The sequence below is a fragment of the Flagellimonas algicida genome (genome assembly GCF_049629585.1).
In the GTDB taxonomy this organism is placed as follows: domain Bacteria; phylum Bacteroidota; class Bacteroidia; order Flavobacteriales; family Flavobacteriaceae; genus Flagellimonas.
Map to the genome: position 1 here is coordinate 973,525 of NZ_JBMYIX010000001.1, position 19,482 is coordinate 993,006.

A 19,482-nucleotide genomic window follows, 5' to 3' on the forward strand; every position below is an offset into this window, starting at 1 on the left:
TCGCTTTTTTATTTTAAAAAATATCAAGTTCTCCTTTACCTTCACGCACCACTTCGGGAATACCGGTTGAGACATCAATGACCGTGGAGGCCACATTGTCCCCATAGCCGCCATCAATGACCACATCCACCAAATTCTGCCATTTCTCATAAATAAGCTCAGGGTCTGTGGTATATTCCAAGATATCATCCTCATCACGGATAGAGGTGGACACAATGGGGTTGCCCAATTCCGTGACCAATGCCCGGGCTATATTGTTATCGGGTACCCGTATCCCCACGGTTTTCTTTTTCTTGAAATCCTTGGGCAGATTGTTGTTTCCCGGCAAGATAAACGTGTAAGGCCCTGGAAGCGCTCTTTTTAATATTTTGAAGGTAGCGGAGTCTATCTGCCGTACATAATCCGATAAGTTGCTCAAATCCGCGCAAACAAAGGACCAGTTGGCCTTTTCCAACTTTATACCCTTGATGCGGGCAATACGTTGCAATGCCTTGGAATTGGTAATATCACAGCCAAGACCATATACCGTATCCGTAGGATAAATGATCAATCCTCCTTTCCTAAGTACATTGCCAATTTTCTCGACCTGTCTTGGGTTGGGATTTTCCTCATAAAGTTTAATGAACTCTGCCATATACCCCTAGAAATGGCATTAATGCCAATCCCAATGCAAGGTAACAAAGTTTACATTGAAAACATAAGCCTGAAAAAATGGGCAATGGATTATGAAAATTAGTCCTTGATCACCTCCAGCTTTGCAAAACGGAGCAGTAGTTTCTTGATTCCGCCCTGCTCAAAAAGGATTTCCGCTTTCTTATCGTTCCCCACGCCTTCAATTTTCACGACCTTACCCCTTCCAAAACGAGTGTGGTTTACCAAAGCACCTTCGGCCAGGTCAGAATCCGCTACCGGATTGTTTGACGAAGGAGAAGCCAAATCAGGTTTCAGCTTTCTGAGTTTACGCAATTGATTCTCATTGGGGCGTTGTGTACTGGGAGGTGTTCCATTGCTTGGTTTCACCTGCCGCAGTTTACTCTTGTCCACCTCTCCAAAAATATTGGCATTGATCATGGATTTATACCGATATCCGTCGTTGACCGGGGTGAGGTTTTCCACATACTGTTCGTCTATCTCTTCTAAAAACCTACTGGGTTCGGCATCTATCAATTTTCCCCATCGGTATCTGTTTTGGGTATACGTGAGAAAAGCTTGTTTCTCGGCCCGGGTCAAAGCCACATAGAACAGTCGCCTTTCTTCTTCCAGTTCGCTGCGGGTGTTCATGCTCATGGCCGACGGAAAAAGATCTTCCTCCATTCCCACTACATACACATAAGGAAACTCCAATCCTTTGGCCAAGTGGATGGTCATCAAGGCCACCCTATCATCGTCCCCCACATCCTTGTCCATATCCGTGGCAAGGGCCACATCTTCCAAAAACTCGGTCAGGCTTCCCGTGGCGTCCGCCAATTCCTTTTGTCCTTCCACAAAATCCTTTATACCGTTCAAAAGCTCTTCAATGTTCTCCATTCGGGCAATTCCCTCTGGGGTTCCATCTTTTTTGAACTCCAACAGCAAACCGGTCTTCTTGGCCACATGTTCGGCCAAGGTAAACGCATCCGAACCTTCGTTCATGATCTGGAAACTCTTGATCATGGTCACAAAATCCTGCAGCTTGCGCTTGGTACCTGCATTAATACTCAAGTTGAGCTTCTCCAAATGCTCCATGACCTCATAGATGGAACGACCATAATGATTGGCCGCAACAATGAGTTTATCAATAGTGGTCTGCCCAATACCCCTGGCCGGAAAGTTGATGACCCGTTTTAGCGCCTCCTCGTCCTTGGGGTTTATGATCAACCGCAAATAGGCAAGAACATCCTTGATTTCCTTGCGCTGATAAAACGAAAGTCCCCCGTAAATCCGATACGGGATATCACGTTTCCGAAGCGCATCCTCTATGGCCCTGGACTGTGAGTTGGTGCGGTACAGCACAGCAAATTCCCCATTCTGCATCTGATGCTGCATCTTGTTCTCAAAAATGGAACCTGCCACATACCGCCCCTCTTCCGCATCGGTGATACTGCGATGGATTATTATCTTATTCCCTACATCATTGGAAGTCCACACCACCTTTTCCAACTGATCTTTGTTTTTTTCGATGATGGAGTTGGCCGCATTGACAATGTTCTTGGTAGATCGGTAGTTTTGCTCCAGCCGATACACCGCCACATCATCATAATCCCTTTGGAAATTCAGGATGTTGCTGATGTTGGCCCCTCGGAACGAATAGATACTCTGGGCATCGTCCCCCACCACACAAATATTTTGGTAACGGTCCGATAAGGCCTTTACAATCAGGTATTGCGAATGGTTGGTATCTTGGTACTCATCCACCAATATGTAGCGGAACCGATCCTGGTATTTCATCAGAACCTCTGGGAAACGCGTCAACAACTCATTGGTACGAAGCAAAAGATCATCAAAATCCATGGCCCCGGCCTTAAAACAACGGTCCACATAATTCTTATAGATTTCCCCCAATCGTGGGCGTTTGGCCATGGCATCGGCCTCTACCAATTCTGGATTCTGAAAGTAGGCCTTTACGGTAATCAAACTGTTTTTATAGGAAGATATCCTGTTCTGGATTTGCTTGTACTTATAGATGTCCTTATCCAACCCCATCTCCTTGATGATGGAAGCGATCAAACGTTGGGAATCCTGAGTATCGTAAATAGTGAAATTGCTCGGATACCCCAATTTATCTCCATCAAACCGCAACAACTTGGCAAAAACCGAGTGGAACGTTCCCATCCAAAGGTTTTTGGCCTCGGAGCTTCCCACAATATCCGCAATCCGCTTTTTCATTTCACGAGCCGCCTTATTGGTAAAGGTCAAGGCCAGAATATTGAACGAATCCACTCCTTGATTCATCAAATGGGCTATACGGAAGGTCAGTACACGGGTCTTTCCAGAACCAGCACCGGCAATGACCATCAACGGACCGTCCTTGTGCAATACAGGAGCCCGTTGTGCATCGTTCAATTCATCCAAAAAAGTACTCAAACGCTCAGAAATTTAAAAGTAGGCGTGAAATTAGCCAATAATGGCCTCATGCTAAAATCAACCTATCAATATTTATAAACACGGAGGAGTTTTGAATTGAATTGAATATATTTAGCAACTCAACTTTTGCCAATGAAATATTCCCTCTTGCTAACCATCCCTCTTATGGCCATGGTATCCCTAGGATTTTCCCAAGAAAAAAAAGCAGGGCCCGTGCTCGAAAATCACGGTGAGGTCTGGACCGTGGAGAATCCAGATTTCAAAACCGATACAAACGCCGAGTTCAAACTGGTGTTTGATATCATGGACAGTCCAGAATCCCATACCGAAATCAACAAGAAAATAGAAACAGCGGCCCGTTTCCTGAACATGCACGCCCAAAGCGGTGTGCCAGTGTCACAACTTAAGGTGGCCTTGGTATTGCACGGGACAGCGGCCAAGGACATAATCCACAATGAGGCCTACCAAGCTCGTTTTGGAACGGTGAATCCCAATTATGATCTGGTCAAAGAGCTGCTGGATGCGGGAGTACAAGTTATTTTGTGCGGACAATCCTCAAAATCACGCAACTACCCCAAAGAAGACCTTATTCCAGGCAGTAAGATTGCCCTTTCGGCCATGACTGCCCTTGTTCAATTACAAAACCAAGGATATCGACTAATAAAATTTTAAACTGATTTCTTATGAACAAAATGACCACCTTCGCGTTTTTGGTGTCCGGTCTATCCCTTTGGGCACAGGACGCCAAATTGGAAAAAGACTATCAAGCCATTGAAAGCAAAGTCATTGAATGGCGACGCGATATCCATCAAAATCCAGAGCTCAGCAACCGGGAGTTCAAAACAGCGGAAAAAATTGCTGAACACCTGAAATCGCTGGGGATTGAAGTAGAGACCGGCGTGGCCCATACTGGAGTCGTGGGTCTGTTGAAAGGAAAAAAATCAGGCAAGGTAGTCGCCCTTAGGGCAGATATTGATGCCCTTCCCGTGACCGAACGTAATGACCTTCCGTTTAAATCTACCGTAAAATCCGAGTTTTTGGGTACGGAAGTCGGAGTGATGCATGCTTGCGGGCACGATACCCACACCGCCATTTTAATGGGTGTTGCCGAAGTGCTGTCCAAAAACAAGGACAAGATAAAAGGTACAGTGAAGTTCATCTTCCAACCTGCTGAGGAAGGAGCGCCTCCAGGTGAAGAAGGCGGTGCCAAACTCATGGTCAAGGAAGGGGTACTTCAAAATCCGGATGTGGATGCCATTTTTGGACTTCATATCAACTCCCAAACACCAATCAACACCATAAAATATAAGCCGGGAGGTGCATTGGCATCCGCCCAACGCTTTACCATCAATGTAAAAGGAAAGCAAACCCATGGGTCGCAACCTTGGGCAGGGATTGACCCCATCATGATCAGCGCCAAGATTATTGACGGTCTTCAGACCATCATCAGCCGTGAGACCAACCTTACCAATGAGGCTGCGGTCATTTCCGTGGGCAAAATCACCAGTGGGGTCCGGTTCAACATCATCCCCGAAAGTGCCGAAATGATTGGTACCATTAGAACCTTGGATTACGATATGCAGAAGCACATCAATAAGCGCATGGAAGAAATGGTTCCTGCCATTGCCAAGGCCTATGGTGCTGAAGCGACCATTGAGATCACAACATCCACGGCCATTACATTCAATGATTTGGATTTGACTGCGCAAATGTCCCCTACCCTAGAGAAAGTGGCCGGAAAGGAGAATGTCACCATTCACAAGGCAATCACGGGTGCCGAGGATTTTAGCTACTTCCAAGAGAAAGTGCCCGGTATGTTTTTCCTTTTGGGAGGGATGACCCCGGGAACCACGGAGTCCTTTCCGCACCATACCCCCGATTTCAAAATTGATGACAGTGGACTACTCTTGGGCGTAAAGACCATGACCCAATTGACCTTGGATTATTTGAACCAATAAAACATGGAACCTATACTGGATTTTCTTGGGAGCATCCCTTGGTGGGGATGGGTTCTCATTTTTCTATTACTGGTAGCCCTTCGGGATATATTTTTCCAAAGAGCGCATACCATTAGCCATAACTTCCCCATAGTGGGTCATCTACGATACTGGTTGGAGAGCATCGGTCCAGAAATGCGTCAATATTTTGTGGCCAACAACCGCGAAGAGCTTCCCTTCAACCGGATTGAACGGGGCTGGATCTATGCATCGGCCAAAAAGGAGAACAATTATGAGGGTTTTGGCACGGAAAGGGACATCTATGCCCACCAACATATTTTTGTGAAGAACGCCATGATGGCCTATCAAATGCCCCAAGGGCACCCCAATATTGAAAACCCCTATTTTTTACCTTGCGCAAAGGTCATTGGTGCGCACAACAAACGTAGAAAACCCTTCCGCCCAGCATCCATCATCAATATCTCTGCCATGAGTTTTGGCTCCCTTTCCGCTGCTGCGGTAACAGCCATGAACCAAGGGGTGGAAAAATGTGATGCCTACCACAATACCGGGGAAGGTGGACTATCCCCCTATCACAAACAAGGTGGAGATGTTATCTTTCATTTCGGGACCGGTTATTTTGGGGTAAGGTCCAGAGATGGTAACTTTTCCATGGAAAAACTAAAAATATTGGTGGATGAAAACCCATGCATAAAGGGCGTGGAAATTAAACTTTCGCAAGGAGCCAAACCTGGAAAGGGTGGTGTTTTGCCCGGTGCCAAAATCACCCATGAAATTGCCGAAATACGAGGTGTTGAAGTAGGAAAGGATGTACTCTCTCCCTCAACACACAAAGCATTTAGCTCTATTCCCGAGCTTTTGGAACTTATTGAATCCATCGCGGAGGAAACCGGATTGCCCGTGGGCATCAAGGGTGCCATAGGAAAACTGGACCAATGGGAAGAGCTGGCCGACTTAATGAAAAAATCGGGGAAAGGTCCGGATTTCATTACCATAGACGGTGGAGAGGGCGGCACAGGAGCAGCTCCCCCCAGTTTTGCCGACCATGTTTCCCTACCATGGACCTATGGATTTTCGTCTGTCTATAAAGTTTTTGAAGATCGCGGTCTCACTGAGCGGATCGTGTTCATTGGAAGTGGAAAATTGGGCTTCCCTGCCAAAGCGGCCATGGCCTTTGCCATGGGCGTGGACTGCATCAATGTGGCCCGGGAGGCCATGATGAGCATTGGTTGTATCCAAGCCCAAGTATGTCACACCAACCGTTGCCCTGCCGGCGTGGCCACCCAAAGCAAATGGCTGCAAAAAGGTATTGACGTACCCTTAAAATCCGATAGATTGGCCCAATACTTTAAAACATTCCGAAAAGAGTTTTTGGAAATAACGCATGCGGCCGGTTACGAACATCCTTGCCAATTTACCATGAACGACATCCAACTAAACGTGGATGACGACTATTTGAGCAGTGACCTTGAAGCCATTTACCACTATAAAAAAGTAGCCGTCCCTTTTGAGTCCATGCAAGACCTATATGATTGTGTACATTTGGGAGGAAAGCCAGTTCTCAAAAAAACATCATAATTTAGCAGTCTATAAATAAACGACCCATATATATACCACACATGAGAAAAAAGTTACCCCTAATTGTATTCTTAGCCTTGACCACGACCATGTTTTCCCAAAGAAAAAGTGATCTTTTGGCTGAAATTGACAATCTAAAATCGCAGATTTCAAGTGTTGAGCAAGATTTGGCCAAGGCCAAGCGGGAAATATCCTCCAGCAATGCCAAGGCTGAAACTTTGGAAGTGGAGAATGCCGGGCTACGGGATGCCAACGCCACCCTTTTGGGCAACTTGAGCAACTTCTCGGAGCTTTCCAAGCAAAACTCGGAGAATGTGAACCGGGCGATGGCCGCATTGGCCAGAAAAGAGAAACAGCTCAGTGGCATCAACGATATGATATCGGCAAACGATTCCACGGCCATTGTCTCCCTGACCCATATCAAACAATCCTTGGGCGAGAACGCCAAAGTAGCCGTTGGTGATGGAGTCATCGTTATCTCCAATGGCTTAAGCAGTCTTTTTGGCTCTGACACCTCCACCACCCTAACCGATGCCGGAAAGGAATGGCTGGCCAACGTATCCAAGGTCATTTTGGCCAATCCATCCTTCACTACTGAAGTGGAAGGTCTTAATATTACCGGAGAGTTTGGCCCTACCTATGATCAAGCCGCTGCGGTTTCCAAAGAATTGGTGACTGTTCTGGGGGTGCCCAGTGGCAGTGTGTCCATCTCGGCCAAGGATGGCAATTTCAAGGAAGGTATAAACATTAAGTTACAACCGGATTTTAAAGCATTTTATGCCAAGGCCAAGGAAAGTGCCAAAGCTGTCCAATAATATTATTGGATAAATACTTTTTAAAAGTTTGGTTCGTTCTTGTTGTGTAAAATCAATAAAAAACCAAACTATCCCATGACTGGAGACAATATCCTTCAACTTTTCGCTTTTTTATTACCCGCTGTTGTGACCGGGGCTGTTGCTTTTTATTTTTTTAGACTGCATACCCGGAACGAAGATGGCAGAAGACGATTCCTTTTACATAAAGACTCCCAAAAAGACACCTTACCTGTCCGTTTGCAGGCCTATGAACGAATGGTGCTCTTCTTGGAGCGGATTGCCATCAATAGCCTAGTGGTCCGTGTGGCGCCCAAGGGAAAAAGCAAGAGTGATTATGAGAATTTGCTCATCAAACAGATTGAAACCGAATTTGAGCACAATCTTTCCCAACAGATATACATGAGCGATGAATGCTGGAACATCATCAAAGCGGCCAAAAATGCCACCATACAGATTATCCGATCCGCAGGCATGAGCGAAACCGATTCCCCGGACAAGCTACGGGAAGACATCCTGAACCAAACCATGGAAAAGCAATCGCCATCCAATACGGCGTTGGCCTTCGTGAAAAAAGAGGTAAGCGAACTTTGGGATTGATCTATTCCTGATGTTCGGGATCAATGGGGCTGGTTTCCTCATTTTTGTTCTTGGCATAGAGATATCCCCGCTTCCACCACAGTGTCATACGCTCTTTATTGAACACCAGTGAATTGGTGGTCAACACCGTGGGGGTATAGTAAAAGTTAATGATGGCATCCTTTTGGCTGGCCACCAGTTTTCCAATCCTAACATTCTGGTTCTCTATCCTATCCAACATAAAACTGAAGATCGTCGTAATCAAGTCGAACGGGTTTTTGGAGGACATCCGGTTGAGGTAGTTCACTTCGGTGTGCAAAACCACTACATCTACTTCGGTGGCGCCTCGGTTTAGGGCCTCCTCGATGGGTACGAGGGTCCCCAGTCCTCCATCGGCATACTCACAGCCTTCTTTTTTGACCAAGCTCATAAATGGGGTGTAGTTGGATGAAATCCAAATCCAATCGCAAAACTCATCATAGGTGCAATCGTTGATGGACTTGTACTCCACTTGGTTCAAGGAGAGGTTGGATACCGTGACCACCACATCCATATGGCTTTCCTTCAATTCTTCAAACTCCTCAACGGTAATGGATTCCCTGATCAATTTTCGAAGGTTCTCACTTTCCCCGAATGTTTTTTTACCCTTGATAAAGTTTTTTACCACATTCCAGTGGTTGATGGCAATGATCTCTACGCCATGCTTTTTTTTAATGAGAAAAGGGCAATTGTTGAAGATACTGTCTTGGTCAACCGAAGAATAAATTTCTTTGATCTTGTCCAGCTTGTTGAGCGCCAAATGGGAGATCAATAGACTTCCTGTGGATGTGCCCACAAAAATGTCGTATTTGTGTTGGGCCTCCTGGATCAGAAACTGCGCAACACCTCCTGCAAAAGCTCCCTTGCTTCCTCCTCCCGAAATGACCAATGCCCTCATTTGCCCAAAGTTTTGTCCAAATATTGCTGTTCTTCTTGGTTTAACAAAGGATAAATCGCTTTTAATCGAGCCGTACTGCCTTCACTTTTCAAAAACTCTTTTAACATGTTCCGGGATGTTTTTTTGAAATGCCACACGTGATGGCTACAGGACTCAATCAAGTTACGCAAGGTTTCATCATTGAAACCTCCGATGTTCTTCAGATATTGAAACGCCAACAACCGAACTTCAAAATGATGGTTGGAGCTGGTATACGAACTCAATTCCTTAAAAAGCGCTGGTTTTGAATCCATTCGGTAATCGGGAGTCACCAAGGCCAATGTCAACCATAGCAGGCGAATATTTTTGTTGGGAAACCCAATGATGCCGTCTGTTTTGTCCAGATATGCTGCCCGTTTTTCGGGAAAATCCGTCCAAAGTCGGTACAATGCCGGTTCCAAGGTTACGTAACTCTTGTCCTGGAGCAACGTCTCAAAATCCGTTTGTAGGCCTTGTGGTACCTTGGGCAAGGTAAGGGCCACTGCCTGACGAACCTTTTTATCCTCTGTTTTTAGGACTTTTGAAAGAAAACTTATAGGCAGTACACCCCCATAATCCAACAATAAGCGATGTTTCAGCTGACCGGAACGAAACGTGGACCAGTTGTTCTCCAATATGATAGGAGCACCATCATTGGACTCCCCTATGGTTTCCTTAATCTCAAAATAGGTTTTGATGGATGGGCTATTTTCAACCAAAAAAGCTTTGACCTGTTCAAATGGAAAATCAGACTCTTGCAGCCACAAATTTTCAAAATCGGAGAGATTGGTTCCAGAGGCTTTTTCCATTTCCGCCATAAAATCTGGAATAGTCACATTTTGAAAGGCGTACTTGGCCAAATAATTTTCTATCCCTTGTTTAAAACTGGCATCCCCTACCCTGTCTTGGAGCATAACCAATGCCCAGGCTCCTTTTTCATAAAAGGTAAGGCTCCCTGCCCCGGAGTTGGTAAGCGCCTCTCCACTGCCATCTTGGGAAAACCGATTCAAGGCTTCGGCGGTTTCCAATAAGTGCCAGTAAAGATATTCCTCCCCAAAAATGTCCTTTTCCGTCAAGTAGGCATAATAGGTGGCAAATCCCTCGTGCAACCAATGGTGGTTTCCACTCTGCTCTGTCACCAAATTTCCGAACCATTGATGGGCTAGTTCATGGGCATTCACATTTACGTAGTTTTTATCCGCAAAAGCCACCGAATCCACCACAAAGGTGTTGGAGAAAATGGTTGCCCCGGTATTTTCCATCCCTGCATATAAAAAATCCTGTACGGGAACCTGTTTGTAGTTCTGCCAAGGATAGGGCACTCCAATTTCCTGCTCTAAAAAGTCAAAAATATGTTGGGTATATCTGTAGGTCGGTTCAGCCTTTAAACTGTCTTTGGGTTCGTAATACAGTTCTACGGGTACTCCAGATGTGGAATGAATGGTCTCTTTTTTAAAATCACCTATCGCAAAGGCCACCAAATAGCTGCTCATGGGTTTTTGCATATCAAACTGCCATAAATATCCATTTGCATCGGGCAAGGTTTCCTTTTTGACCATTTCTCCGTTGGCAATCACAGTGTAGTTCCGCTTTAGGATGATATCAAGGTCAAACTCCACCTTTTCGGTCATATCATCAAAACTGGGCAGCCAATGGCTGGTATACTTCCCCTGGCCCTGCGTCCAAACCTGTTCATCCCCTTCAATGGCATCGTCCCAACCCAAAAAATAAACGGTTTGTTTGGGCTTCGCCACATAATCCAAGGATACAATATGGGAATCGCCCTTCTTCATCTTTTTTTTGATGGTGATCTTTCTCCCATTGTATCGGTAGTCTGTCTTGTCCCCATCCAAATACACTTTGGAAAAATCAAGATTTACGGCGTCAAGATAAATGGAATCCACATCTTCAATCACATTATACTGATAGGCTACACGACCATCAATGCGACCTTCGGACGGAGTGGGTTCAATCAAAACCTCGGCTCGGATAAAATCCACCTTATCCTGAACCTGGGCGGAAAGCAACTGTGTAAAGAGAAAAAAAATAAGTGCCGGGGTAAGCTTCATACCATCATCCTATCAAAAGTCCTTCCAAATTACATATTTTAGTTCGATGAATCCCAATTTTCTGCAAACTCCCATCCCATATTTAAAAGGTGTCGGTCCCAATCGGGCAGACACCTTCAAGGCAGAACTGGGCATAGAAACCTATCGGGACCTGCTCCATCTGTTCCCCAATCGGTATTTGGATCGGACCCAGTATTACAAAATCGCCCAGTTGCAGCCTAGCGGTGCCGATGTCCAGATCGTTGGGAAGATCATCCACCTTAAAACGGTGGAACAGAAACGGGGAAAACGCTTGGTGGCCACTTTTGTGGATGAAACCGGGCAAATGGAACTGGTCTGGTTCCGCGGCCACAAATGGATAAGGGAGAATTTGAAAATCAATGAGCCTTATGTGATCTTTGGACGGATTTCCAAGTACGGGAGCACTTTTTCCATGCCCCACCCAGAGATGGAACTCCTATCCGAGCACCAACAAGGGGTGAAAATTGCCATGCAGCCCATTTACCCCTCTACGGAAAAACTTGTGGCCAAAGGCATTACCAATCGGGTTGTGGGCAAAATGATGCAGCAGTTGTTCATCGAATCCAAGGGGCAATTTCCCGAATCGCTTTCCAACAGCATCTTGGAGGAACTACGGTTAATCTCCAAAAGTGAAGCACTTTTCAACATCCACTTTCCCAAAAACCAGGATTTGCTGGCGAAGGCACAGTTCCGCCTCAAGTTTGAGGAGCTTTTCTATGTACAACTACAACTCATCTCCAAAAAACTGCTTCGCAAACAAAAGATCAAGGGCATGCCCTTTGAAGCGGTTGGCGAAAAATTCACCGGTTTCTTTGAAAACCACCTTCCCTTTCAACTGACCAAGGCCCAGAAAAGGGTCATCAAGGAAATTCGAAACGATTTGGGGAGCAATGCCCAAATGAATCGACTGTTGCAGGGTGATGTGGGTTCGGGAAAGACCATTGTGGCCCTCATGTGCATGTTGCTGGCCATAGACAATGGGTTTCAGGCCTGTTTAATGGCACCCACAGAGATTCTGGCTAGTCAGCACTATACGGGTTTAAAGGAATTATTGGGCAGCATGGATGTAAAAATGGCCCTATTGACCGGTTCCACGAAAAAGTCGGAACGGACCTTGTTGCACAATCAATTGGAGAATGGAAACCTGAATATTTTGGTGGGCACCCATGCGGTTTTGGAGGACAAAGTGCAGTTTAAAAACCTGGGCTTGGCCATTGTGGACGAACAACATAGGTTTGGCGTAGCGCAACGCTCCAAGCTTTGGCACAAGAATGAGATTCCGCCCCATGTTTTGGTGATGACGGCCACTCCCATTCCCCGAACCTTGGCCATGAGCCTATATGGGGATTTGGATGTTTCCGTGATCGATGAGCTTCCCCCGGGCCGAAAAGCCATTAAAACTGTACACCGTTTTGATAGTAACCGACTAAAGGTGTTTCGCTTTATCAAAGATGAGATTACCAAAGGGCGGCAAATCTATGTCGTGTATCCCCTTATCCAAGAATCCGAGGCCTTGGACTATAAAGACTTAATGGATGGATATGAAAGTATTGTCCGGGATTTTCCGCAACCAGAATACCAGATATCCATTGTACATGGAAAAATGAAGCCTGCCGACAAGGATTATGAAATGGAGCGTTTTGTAAAAGGCGAAACCCAAATCATGGTAGCCACCACAGTGATTGAGGTTGGGGTGAACGTGCCCAATGCCTCGGTCATGATCATTGAGAGTGCGGAACGTTTTGGGCTTTCCCAACTGCACCAGCTCCGTGGGCGTGTGGGTCGCGGTGCAGAGCAAAGTTTCTGTATCCTGATGACGGGCCACAAACTATCTGAAGAGGCCAAGACCCGTTTACAGACCATGGTACGTACCAACGATGGGTTTGAAATTGCCGAAGTGGACCTCAAACTCCGTGGCCCGGGGGATTTAATGGGCACCCAGCAAAGTGGCATGCTCAATCTTAAGATTGCCGATATTGTCAAGGACAACCAAATCTTGAAAACGGCACGATACCATGCCATTCAATTGCTCAAGGAGGACCCAAGGTTGGAAAAAGAAGAAAACATCCCCATCCGAAAGGCTTACTCCCGAATGATGCAAAACAAGACCATTTGGAATTATATCAGCTAAAAAAAGCCCGATCAATGTCGGGCTTTATCTTTTTATCGGCTGATTATTAATTGATATCCGTGCCTTCCTGTAATCTGGTTATATTCGCGGCTATGGCATCCTTGTTACCTTGGTCCGGAGCCCTACCTTCTGCAACTTTGATGTGCTTCAATGCATTTTTATAGTCTCCAACGGCAGAATAGCCTCTGGCCAATCCGTAATCCACTGGCCAGGTTCCTTTATGGTTTTTGGCGTTCCATTTGAATACTTCCAAGGCTTCTTCTTTTTTCCCTTGGGCAATCAGTCGCCGTCCATAACCATGGATTTCAAGAACAGTACCTAGGGGCATGGCCTCGTCCATAACCGCTTTGGCCTCGGCAGTCTTTCCTTGTTGCCCCAAAATCTGGGATTTTATGCTAAGGTTGTTGAAGTTCTTCTGGCTGAAGAACTGTCCTTCAATGGCCGCGTTAATCCATCCAAGGGCCTCATCCAAATCACCCCCATTGTTCAACGCGTAGTTGGCCGCCTGTTCCCAACTTTGCCTATTGAACCCCGGAGTGGTCTGTAATTGCTGACGGATTTCGGCCAAAACATTTTGGGTAACATCCGTTTCAACCGTAAAAGGTATCTTCTTTTTCTCCCAGCTCAAAAACGCTACGGCCGAATTGGCATCCACCTGGTCAAAACCAAAGGTCAACTGCTCCACATGGGGCACTTCCTCGGTTTCGACATCCACGCGAAGGGCATCTTCAGCAGGATCATAAAAATAGCTCCCCCAAGCCCCATGGTTATTGGAAAAAATAACGGTGGCCGTATTATTCTCATTGACGATCATGTGCAGTCCGTATTTTCCTGCTGGGAGTGTTTTGCTCCCAATGGTCAAGTCGTGGGTGGTCTTGAATACGGTGTTCTCATTGGCTCCTGCCCTCCAGGGGGATTCGGGTGCCGTTCCAAATCCAAGGTTGTTCATCCCATAAGGGACCAATGCACCCCAAACTTCCCTGTCGTTGACACTGGGACGGGAATAGACGATGGTGACATCCGTAGTTCCTATCCTTTGGGACACTTTTGCCATTTGACTGCCCCTCGGTAGAAAGTCCAACTGTGCAAAAACAGTATTGGACATAAGAAATACGGTCATTAGAATTGTGGCCGAAAAGGCCGGGTAAAATTTTCTCATGGTTCGTTTTTTTGATGTAGTTAATGAATAAACTTTTAAGTTGATGTCCTAAAGTATGTTGCTTAGGGTTTGGATAGCGTTACAACAATGTTAAATAAAATTGGAACATGTTAAATTTCAATGAGTTAACTTATTCAACTCAAAATCAAGGGAATCCACCAGTGATATTTGAAAATACCACGGCAACTTTTGTTAACATTCCATCTATTCTATGAAAATGGTGGTTGAACATCGTAATTTTACATGCAAACCAAGAGCAGGTTTTTATTGATATTTTAACTTTGTAGGCTTACAAATTATTGAATGTAACGATGAGCAAAACACTATTTGATAAAGTTTGGGATTCCCATGTGGTCCAACATATTGAAAATGGTCCGGATGTCCTTTTTATTGACAGGCATTTGGTGCATGAAGTAACGAGTCCCGTAGCTTTTTTGGGATTGAAGAATAGAGGTATCAAGGTATTGTACCCGGAGCGTACGTTTGCCACGGCAGACCACAATACCCCTACCCGAAACCAGCATTTACCTGTTAAGGACAAACTATCGGCCAATCAACTAAAGGCCCTTGAGGAAAACTCCAAAGCCCATAATATCCCTTATTGGGGGCTTGGGCATAAGAAAAATGGAATTGTTCACGTCATCGGTCCGGAAAACGGAATTACCGTTCCCGGTGCAACCATAGTTTGTGGGGATTCCCATACTTCCACCCATGGTGCGTTTGGCGCCATCGCTTTCGGAATTGGGACCAGTGAAGTGGAAATGGTACTTTCTACCCAATGCATCATGCAGCCCAAACCCAAAAGAATGCGCATCAATGTGGATGGAGCCCTCAGCAAAGCGGTTACCCCCAAAGATGTGGCCTTGTACATCATCTCCCAATTGACCACTTCCGGGGCCACCGGATATTTTGTGGAATATGCCGGGGAGGTGTTCAGGAACATGTCCATGGAAGGTAGAATGACCGTTTGCAACCTCAGTATTGAAATGGGCGCCCGTGGTGGTATGATCGCCCCCGATGAAAAAACATTTGACTACATCAAGGGACGTGAGTACACTCCCAAAGGTCAGGACTGGGATACCGCAATGGAATATTGGAAAACCTTGTATTCTGATGATGATGCTGTTTTTGACAAGGAACTTTCCTTCAATGCCAGTGATATAGAACCCATGATTACCTATGGAACCAACCCTGGTATGGGTATGGGCATCCAAAAATACATTCCGCTTGCGGAAGCCGTTGAAGGCGGTGTGGCCACGTATAAGAAATCCTTGGAATATATGGATTTCAACGAAGGTGAGGCCATGATCGGAAAACCCATTGATTTTGTTTTCTTGGGAAGCTGCACCAATGGTAGGATAGAGGACTTTAGAGCCTTTGCCTCCATCATCAAAGGAAAAAAGAAAGCAGACCACGTAACAGCATGGTTGGTCCCCGGTTCCCACCAAGTGGAAGCAGCTATTAGGGAAGAAGGTATTTTGGACATTCTTCAGGAAGCTGGTTTTGAGCTACGTGAACCCGGATGTTCAGCCTGTTTGGCCATGAACGATGATAAGATTCCCGCTGGAAAATATGCCGTGAGCACCTCCAACCGAAACTTTGAAGGAAGACAAGGCCCTGGAGCACGTACCCTATTGGCCAGTCCTCTGGTTGCTGCTGCAGCGGCTGTTACCGGTAAGGTCACCGACCCACGGGAACTCATGGAAGAAGCATTCGCATAACACTATACAATTGGCAATAAACAATGAACAATTATCAATACACAGCGGAACAATCTACTGTTAATTGGTATTTGTCAACTGAAAATTGAAAAAACATGGCATACGATAAATTCAACATATTAAAAAGTTCGGCGGTACCCATGCCCATTGAAAATGTGGATACTGACCAAATCATCCCAGCCCGATTCCTTAAAGCCACGGAGCGTAAAGGTTTTGGGGACAATTTGTTCCGCGACTGGAGATACAATTCAGATGATACCCCAAAAGAGCATTTTGTACTGAACAATCCCATCTACAGTGGAAAAATATTGGTAGGTGGAAAAAATTTCGGTTCCGGTTCTTCTCGGGAGCACGCCGCATGGGCCGTATACGATTACGGATTCCGCTGTGTGGTATCCAGCTTCTTTGCGGATATTTTCCGAAACAACTGTCTGAACATCGGGGTATTGCCCGTTCAGGTAAGTCCCGAGTTTTTGGATAAAATTTTCACCGCCATTGAGGCCGACCCCAAAGCGGAGTTGGAAGTGAACCTTCCTGAGCAAAAAATCACCATTTTGGGAACTGGGGAAAGCGAAAGCTTTGACATCAACGGGTACAAAAAACAAAATATGCTCAACGGTTTTGATGACATCGACTATTTGTTGAACATCAAGAACGATATTGAGCAATTTGCCGGGAACACTCCCTTATAGACCCAACCCTACACTGAAAATGAAAGCACGCACCGTTGAAATCATGGACACCACCCTAAGGGATGGTGAACAGACCTCTGGGGTTTCCTTTTCCGCTTCGGAAAAACTCACTTTGGCCAAACTTCTTTTGGAAGAACTCAAAGTGGACCGTATTGAGGTGGCTTCGGCCCGTGTTTCAGAAGGAGAGCTCAAAGCGGTCAAAAGTATCACCGAGTGGGCCCAAAGTGAAGGGTATATTTCCAAAGTTGAGGTACTCACCTTTGTGGACAATGGGGTTTCCTTGGATTGGATGGTGGAAGCCGGTGCCAAGGTGCAAAACTTGTTGACCAAAGGGTCGCTGAACCACCTCACCCATCAACTCAAGAAAACGCCCGAGCAGCATTTTTCAGATATTGCCGCGGTGATCCAAAACGCTCAAGAATTGGGCATTGAAACCAATGTGTACCTTGAAGATTGGAGCAATGGTATGCGAAATTCCAAAGAATACGTGTACCAATTTTTGGATTTTCTTACCGCCCAACCCGTTAAACGCATTTTATTGCCCGATACCTTAGGGGTATTGACCCATGGCGAGACCGGACAATTTTTTAAAGAGATTCTTGAGAAATATCCGAACACGCATTTCGATTTTCACGGGCATAACGATTATGACCTGAGCGTAGCCAATGTCATGGAAGCTCTCAAAGCGGGTGCCCATGGCCTGCACCTTACCGTAAACGGTATGGGGGAACGGGCAGGTAATGCTCCGTTGGCCAGTGTAGTGGCAGTAATCAATGATTTTATGCCCGAGATTTCCATCGGGGTCAAGGAATCCTCGCTGTACAAAGTGAGCAAGTTGGTATCGGCTTTTACCGGATTTGGCATCCCGGACAACAAACCCATTGTTGGAGATAATGTATTTACCCAAACTGCTGGTATACATGCAGATGGAGACAGCAAAAAGAATCTTTACTTTAATGACCTATTGCCAGAGCGTTTCGGCAGAAAGCGGAAATATGCCCTAGGCAAAACATCGGGCAAGGCCAACATCCAAAAGAACCTTCAGGAACTCGGATTGACCTTGAACGATGAAGAGCTCAAAAAAGTTACCGAGCGCATCATAGAGTTGGGCGATAAAAAAGAAAGGGTCACCAAGGATGACCTCCCCTACATCATTTCCGATGTTCTGGACAGCGACCTCCATCAACAAAAGGTGTTTGTGAAATCCTACGTACTTACCCATTCCAAAGGATTAAAGCCCTCCACTACCCTTTCCATTGAAATAGAAGGAAAGAGCTATGAGGAAAACGCACAGGGAGATGGACAATTCGATGCTTTTATCAATGCCTTGAAAAAAGTGTACAAAAAAGAAGGAAGGGAACTGCCCAAGCTGGTGGACTATGCCGTTAGAATCCCTCCTGGGAGTAATTCGGATGCACTTTGCGAGACCATTATCACTTGGCAGACCAAGGAAAATGAGTTCACTACGCGTGGATTGGACTCCGACCAGACCGTATCGGCCATTAAGGCCACAGAAAAAATGCTCAACCTAGTATAGATAATTGTTGAAAACTGATAATTAAAGAAATGAAATTGAACATAGCCCTATTGGCCGGGGATGGAATCGGCCCCGAAGTAATAGACCAAGCCGTAAAGGTATCCGATGCCGTAGCAAAAAAATTCGGACATGAGATCAATTGGACGCCAGCACTTACCGGCGCTGCTGCCATTGATGCCGTGGGCGAACCCTATCCCGACGAAACCCATGAGGTATGTGCCAATGCCGATGCCGTACTTTTTGGAGCCATAGGACATCCACGTTTTGACAATGACCCATCCGCCAAGGTACGTCCTGAGCAAGGGTTGTTGAAAATGCGTCAAAAATTGGGACTTTTCGCCAATGTTCGACCCACATTCACTTTTCCTTCATTGATTGATAAATCCCCTTTGAAGAAAGAACGCATTGAAGGTACGGACCTTATCATCCTTCGTGAGCTTACCGGAGGGGTGTATTTTGGGGAAAGAGGAAGAAAGGACGACGGAAACACCGCCTTTGACACCATGACCTACCAACGCTTTGAAATAGAACGATTGGCCCGCAAAGGCTTTGAAATGGCCCTTAAACGCTCTAAAAAGCTTTGCTGTGTGGACAAGGCCAACGTATTGGAATCTTCCCGTTTGTGGAGGGAAACCGTCCAAAATTTGGAAAAGGAATACCCAGAAGTGGAAGTGTCCTATGAATTTGTGGATGCCGTAGCCATGCGTTTGGTACAATGGCCCAAAGCCTACGATGTGATCATTACCGCCAACCTATTTGGGGACATCCTTACTGATGAAGCCTCCGTTATTTCTGGCTCCATGGGGTTGATGCCCTCTTCTTCCGTAGGAAGCAAGGTGTCGCTTTATGAGCCCATTCACGGTTCGTATCCGCAAGCCGCTGGAAAGAACATCGCCAATCCATTGGCAACCGTACTCTCTGCCGCCATGTTGTTCGAGGATTTGAACCTTGCCGATGAAGCGGAAGCCATTCGTGCCGTGGTCAACAAGTCTTTGGCCGAAGGGGTAGTCACTGAGGATTTGGCCGAAGGTGGCAAATCGTACGGCACCAGTGAGGTGGGTGATTGGTTGGCCGCCAATATCTAACCCATTTCGAAAATAAAATTCCAAGAGCCCCTTTATGGGGCTTTTTTTATATCAAAAACACACCTCTTCCCAATTCCCCTTCAATTCAAACCCAGCCTACGTCAATCCATAAGGGGCATCCG

The 19,482-nt window shown here is 46.0% G+C and carries 15 protein-coding genes; 10 read left to right on the forward strand and 5 right to left on the reverse strand.

Annotated features, from left to right (window positions below; all coding sequences use genetic code 11):
• Nucleotides 1-13 precede the first annotated feature (13 nt).
• Together ACPD8L_RS04340 and ACPD8L_RS04345 are read right to left on the reverse strand one after the other, a co-directional pair.
• Nucleotides 14-634: an L-threonylcarbamoyladenylate synthase gene (locus ACPD8L_RS04340; RefSeq protein ID WP_423942167.1), complete on the reverse strand. Its 621-nt coding sequence runs from the start codon at nucleotides 632-634 to the stop codon at nucleotides 14-16.
• A gap of 98 nt (nucleotides 635-732) precedes the next feature.
• Nucleotides 733-3,063, reverse strand: coding sequence for an ATP-dependent helicase (locus tag ACPD8L_RS04345; protein WP_423942170.1), 2,331 nt, complete (start codon nucleotides 3,061-3,063; stop codon nucleotides 733-735).
• A 132-nt stretch (nucleotides 3,064-3,195) separates the two neighbouring features.
• Here ACPD8L_RS04345 and ACPD8L_RS04350 point away from each other — a divergent pair, with 132 nt between their 5' ends.
• The 5 genes from ACPD8L_RS04350 (at nucleotide 3,196) to ACPD8L_RS04370 (ending at nucleotide 8,011) form a co-directional block, all read left to right on the forward strand.
• On the forward strand, nucleotides 3,196-3,735 hold the full coding sequence (locus ACPD8L_RS04350) for a DsrE family protein (protein WP_423942173.1): 540 nt from the start codon (nucleotides 3,196-3,198) through the stop codon (nucleotides 3,733-3,735).
• 11 nt (nucleotides 3,736-3,746) lie between these two features.
• A complete protein-coding gene (locus tag ACPD8L_RS04355) occupies nucleotides 3,747-5,021 on the forward strand; it encodes an amidohydrolase (protein ID WP_423942176.1) in 1,275 nt (424 codons plus the stop codon).
• 3 nt (nucleotides 5,022-5,024) lie between these two features.
• Complete coding sequence (locus tag ACPD8L_RS04360; protein WP_423942178.1) at nucleotides 5,025-6,599, forward strand: FMN-binding glutamate synthase family protein; 1,575 nt, start codon at nucleotides 5,025-5,027, stop codon at nucleotides 6,597-6,599.
• A 41-nt stretch (nucleotides 6,600-6,640) separates the two neighbouring features.
• Nucleotides 6,641-7,414 (forward strand): hypothetical protein, encoded by a 774-nt coding sequence (locus tag ACPD8L_RS04365; protein ID WP_423942181.1) that lies wholly within the window; start codon nucleotides 6,641-6,643, stop codon nucleotides 7,412-7,414.
• 75 nt (nucleotides 7,415-7,489) lie between these two features.
• Nucleotides 7,490-8,011 (forward strand): DUF7935 family protein, encoded by a 522-nt coding sequence (locus tag ACPD8L_RS04370; protein ID WP_116217790.1) that lies wholly within the window; start codon nucleotides 7,490-7,492, stop codon nucleotides 8,009-8,011.
• 1 nt (nucleotide 8,012) lies between these two features.
• On the opposite strand, the gene ACPD8L_RS04375 is transcribed toward ACPD8L_RS04370, so the two are convergent.
• Both ACPD8L_RS04375 and ACPD8L_RS04380 read right to left on the reverse strand, forming a co-directional pair.
• Complete coding sequence (locus ACPD8L_RS04375) at nucleotides 8,013-8,927, reverse strand: patatin-like phospholipase family protein (RefSeq protein ID WP_116217791.1); 915 nt, start codon at nucleotides 8,925-8,927, stop codon at nucleotides 8,013-8,015.
• Nucleotides 8,924-11,014 (reverse strand): M1 family metallopeptidase, encoded by a 2,091-nt coding sequence (locus tag ACPD8L_RS04380; protein ID WP_423942184.1) that lies wholly within the window; start codon nucleotides 11,012-11,014, stop codon nucleotides 8,924-8,926. The genes ACPD8L_RS04375 and ACPD8L_RS04380 overlap by 4 nt, the downstream gene beginning before the upstream one ends.
• Nucleotides 11,015-11,060: 46 nt before the next feature.
• On the opposite strand from ACPD8L_RS04380, the gene recG reads away from it, so the two are divergent.
• The gene (gene recG, locus ACPD8L_RS04385; protein WP_423942187.1) at nucleotides 11,061-13,166 is read left to right on the forward strand and encodes an ATP-dependent DNA helicase RecG; all 2,106 of its coding nucleotides are present in this window, start codon (nucleotides 11,061-11,063) and stop codon (nucleotides 13,164-13,166) included.
• A 46-nt stretch (nucleotides 13,167-13,212) separates the two neighbouring features.
• On the opposite strand, the gene ACPD8L_RS04390 is transcribed toward recG, so the two are convergent.
• Entirely contained in the window at nucleotides 13,213-14,325 is a 1,113-nt protein-coding gene (locus ACPD8L_RS04390) for a DUF2911 domain-containing protein (RefSeq protein ID WP_423942190.1), read from the reverse strand.
• A 311-nt stretch (nucleotides 14,326-14,636) separates the two neighbouring features.
• Between ACPD8L_RS04390 and leuC the strand changes: the two genes are divergently transcribed.
• The 4 genes from leuC (at nucleotide 14,637) to leuB (ending at nucleotide 19,360) form a co-directional block, all read left to right on the forward strand.
• Nucleotides 14,637-16,046 (forward strand): 3-isopropylmalate dehydratase large subunit, encoded by a 1,410-nt coding sequence (gene leuC / locus ACPD8L_RS04395; protein ID WP_116217795.1) that lies wholly within the window; start codon nucleotides 14,637-14,639, stop codon nucleotides 16,044-16,046.
• Between the two features lie 95 nt (nucleotides 16,047-16,141).
• Nucleotides 16,142-16,738 carry a 3-isopropylmalate dehydratase small subunit gene (leuD, locus tag ACPD8L_RS04400; protein WP_116217796.1) on the forward strand — a complete coding sequence of 199 codons (597 nt, stop codon included), beginning with the start codon at nucleotides 16,142-16,144 and terminating at the stop codon, nucleotides 16,736-16,738.
• Between the two features lie 19 nt (nucleotides 16,739-16,757).
• Nucleotides 16,758-18,275 carry an alpha-isopropylmalate synthase regulatory domain-containing protein gene (locus tag ACPD8L_RS04405; RefSeq protein WP_421809513.1) on the forward strand — a complete coding sequence of 506 codons (1,518 nt, stop codon included), beginning with the start codon at nucleotides 16,758-16,760 and terminating at the stop codon, nucleotides 18,273-18,275.
• Nucleotides 18,276-18,304: 29 nt separating this feature from the next.
• Nucleotides 18,305-19,360, forward strand: a complete 1,056-nt coding sequence (gene leuB / locus ACPD8L_RS04410; RefSeq protein ID WP_423942194.1) for a 3-isopropylmalate dehydrogenase — start codon at nucleotides 18,305-18,307, stop codon at nucleotides 19,358-19,360.
• Nucleotides 19,361-19,482 lie beyond the last annotated feature (122 nt).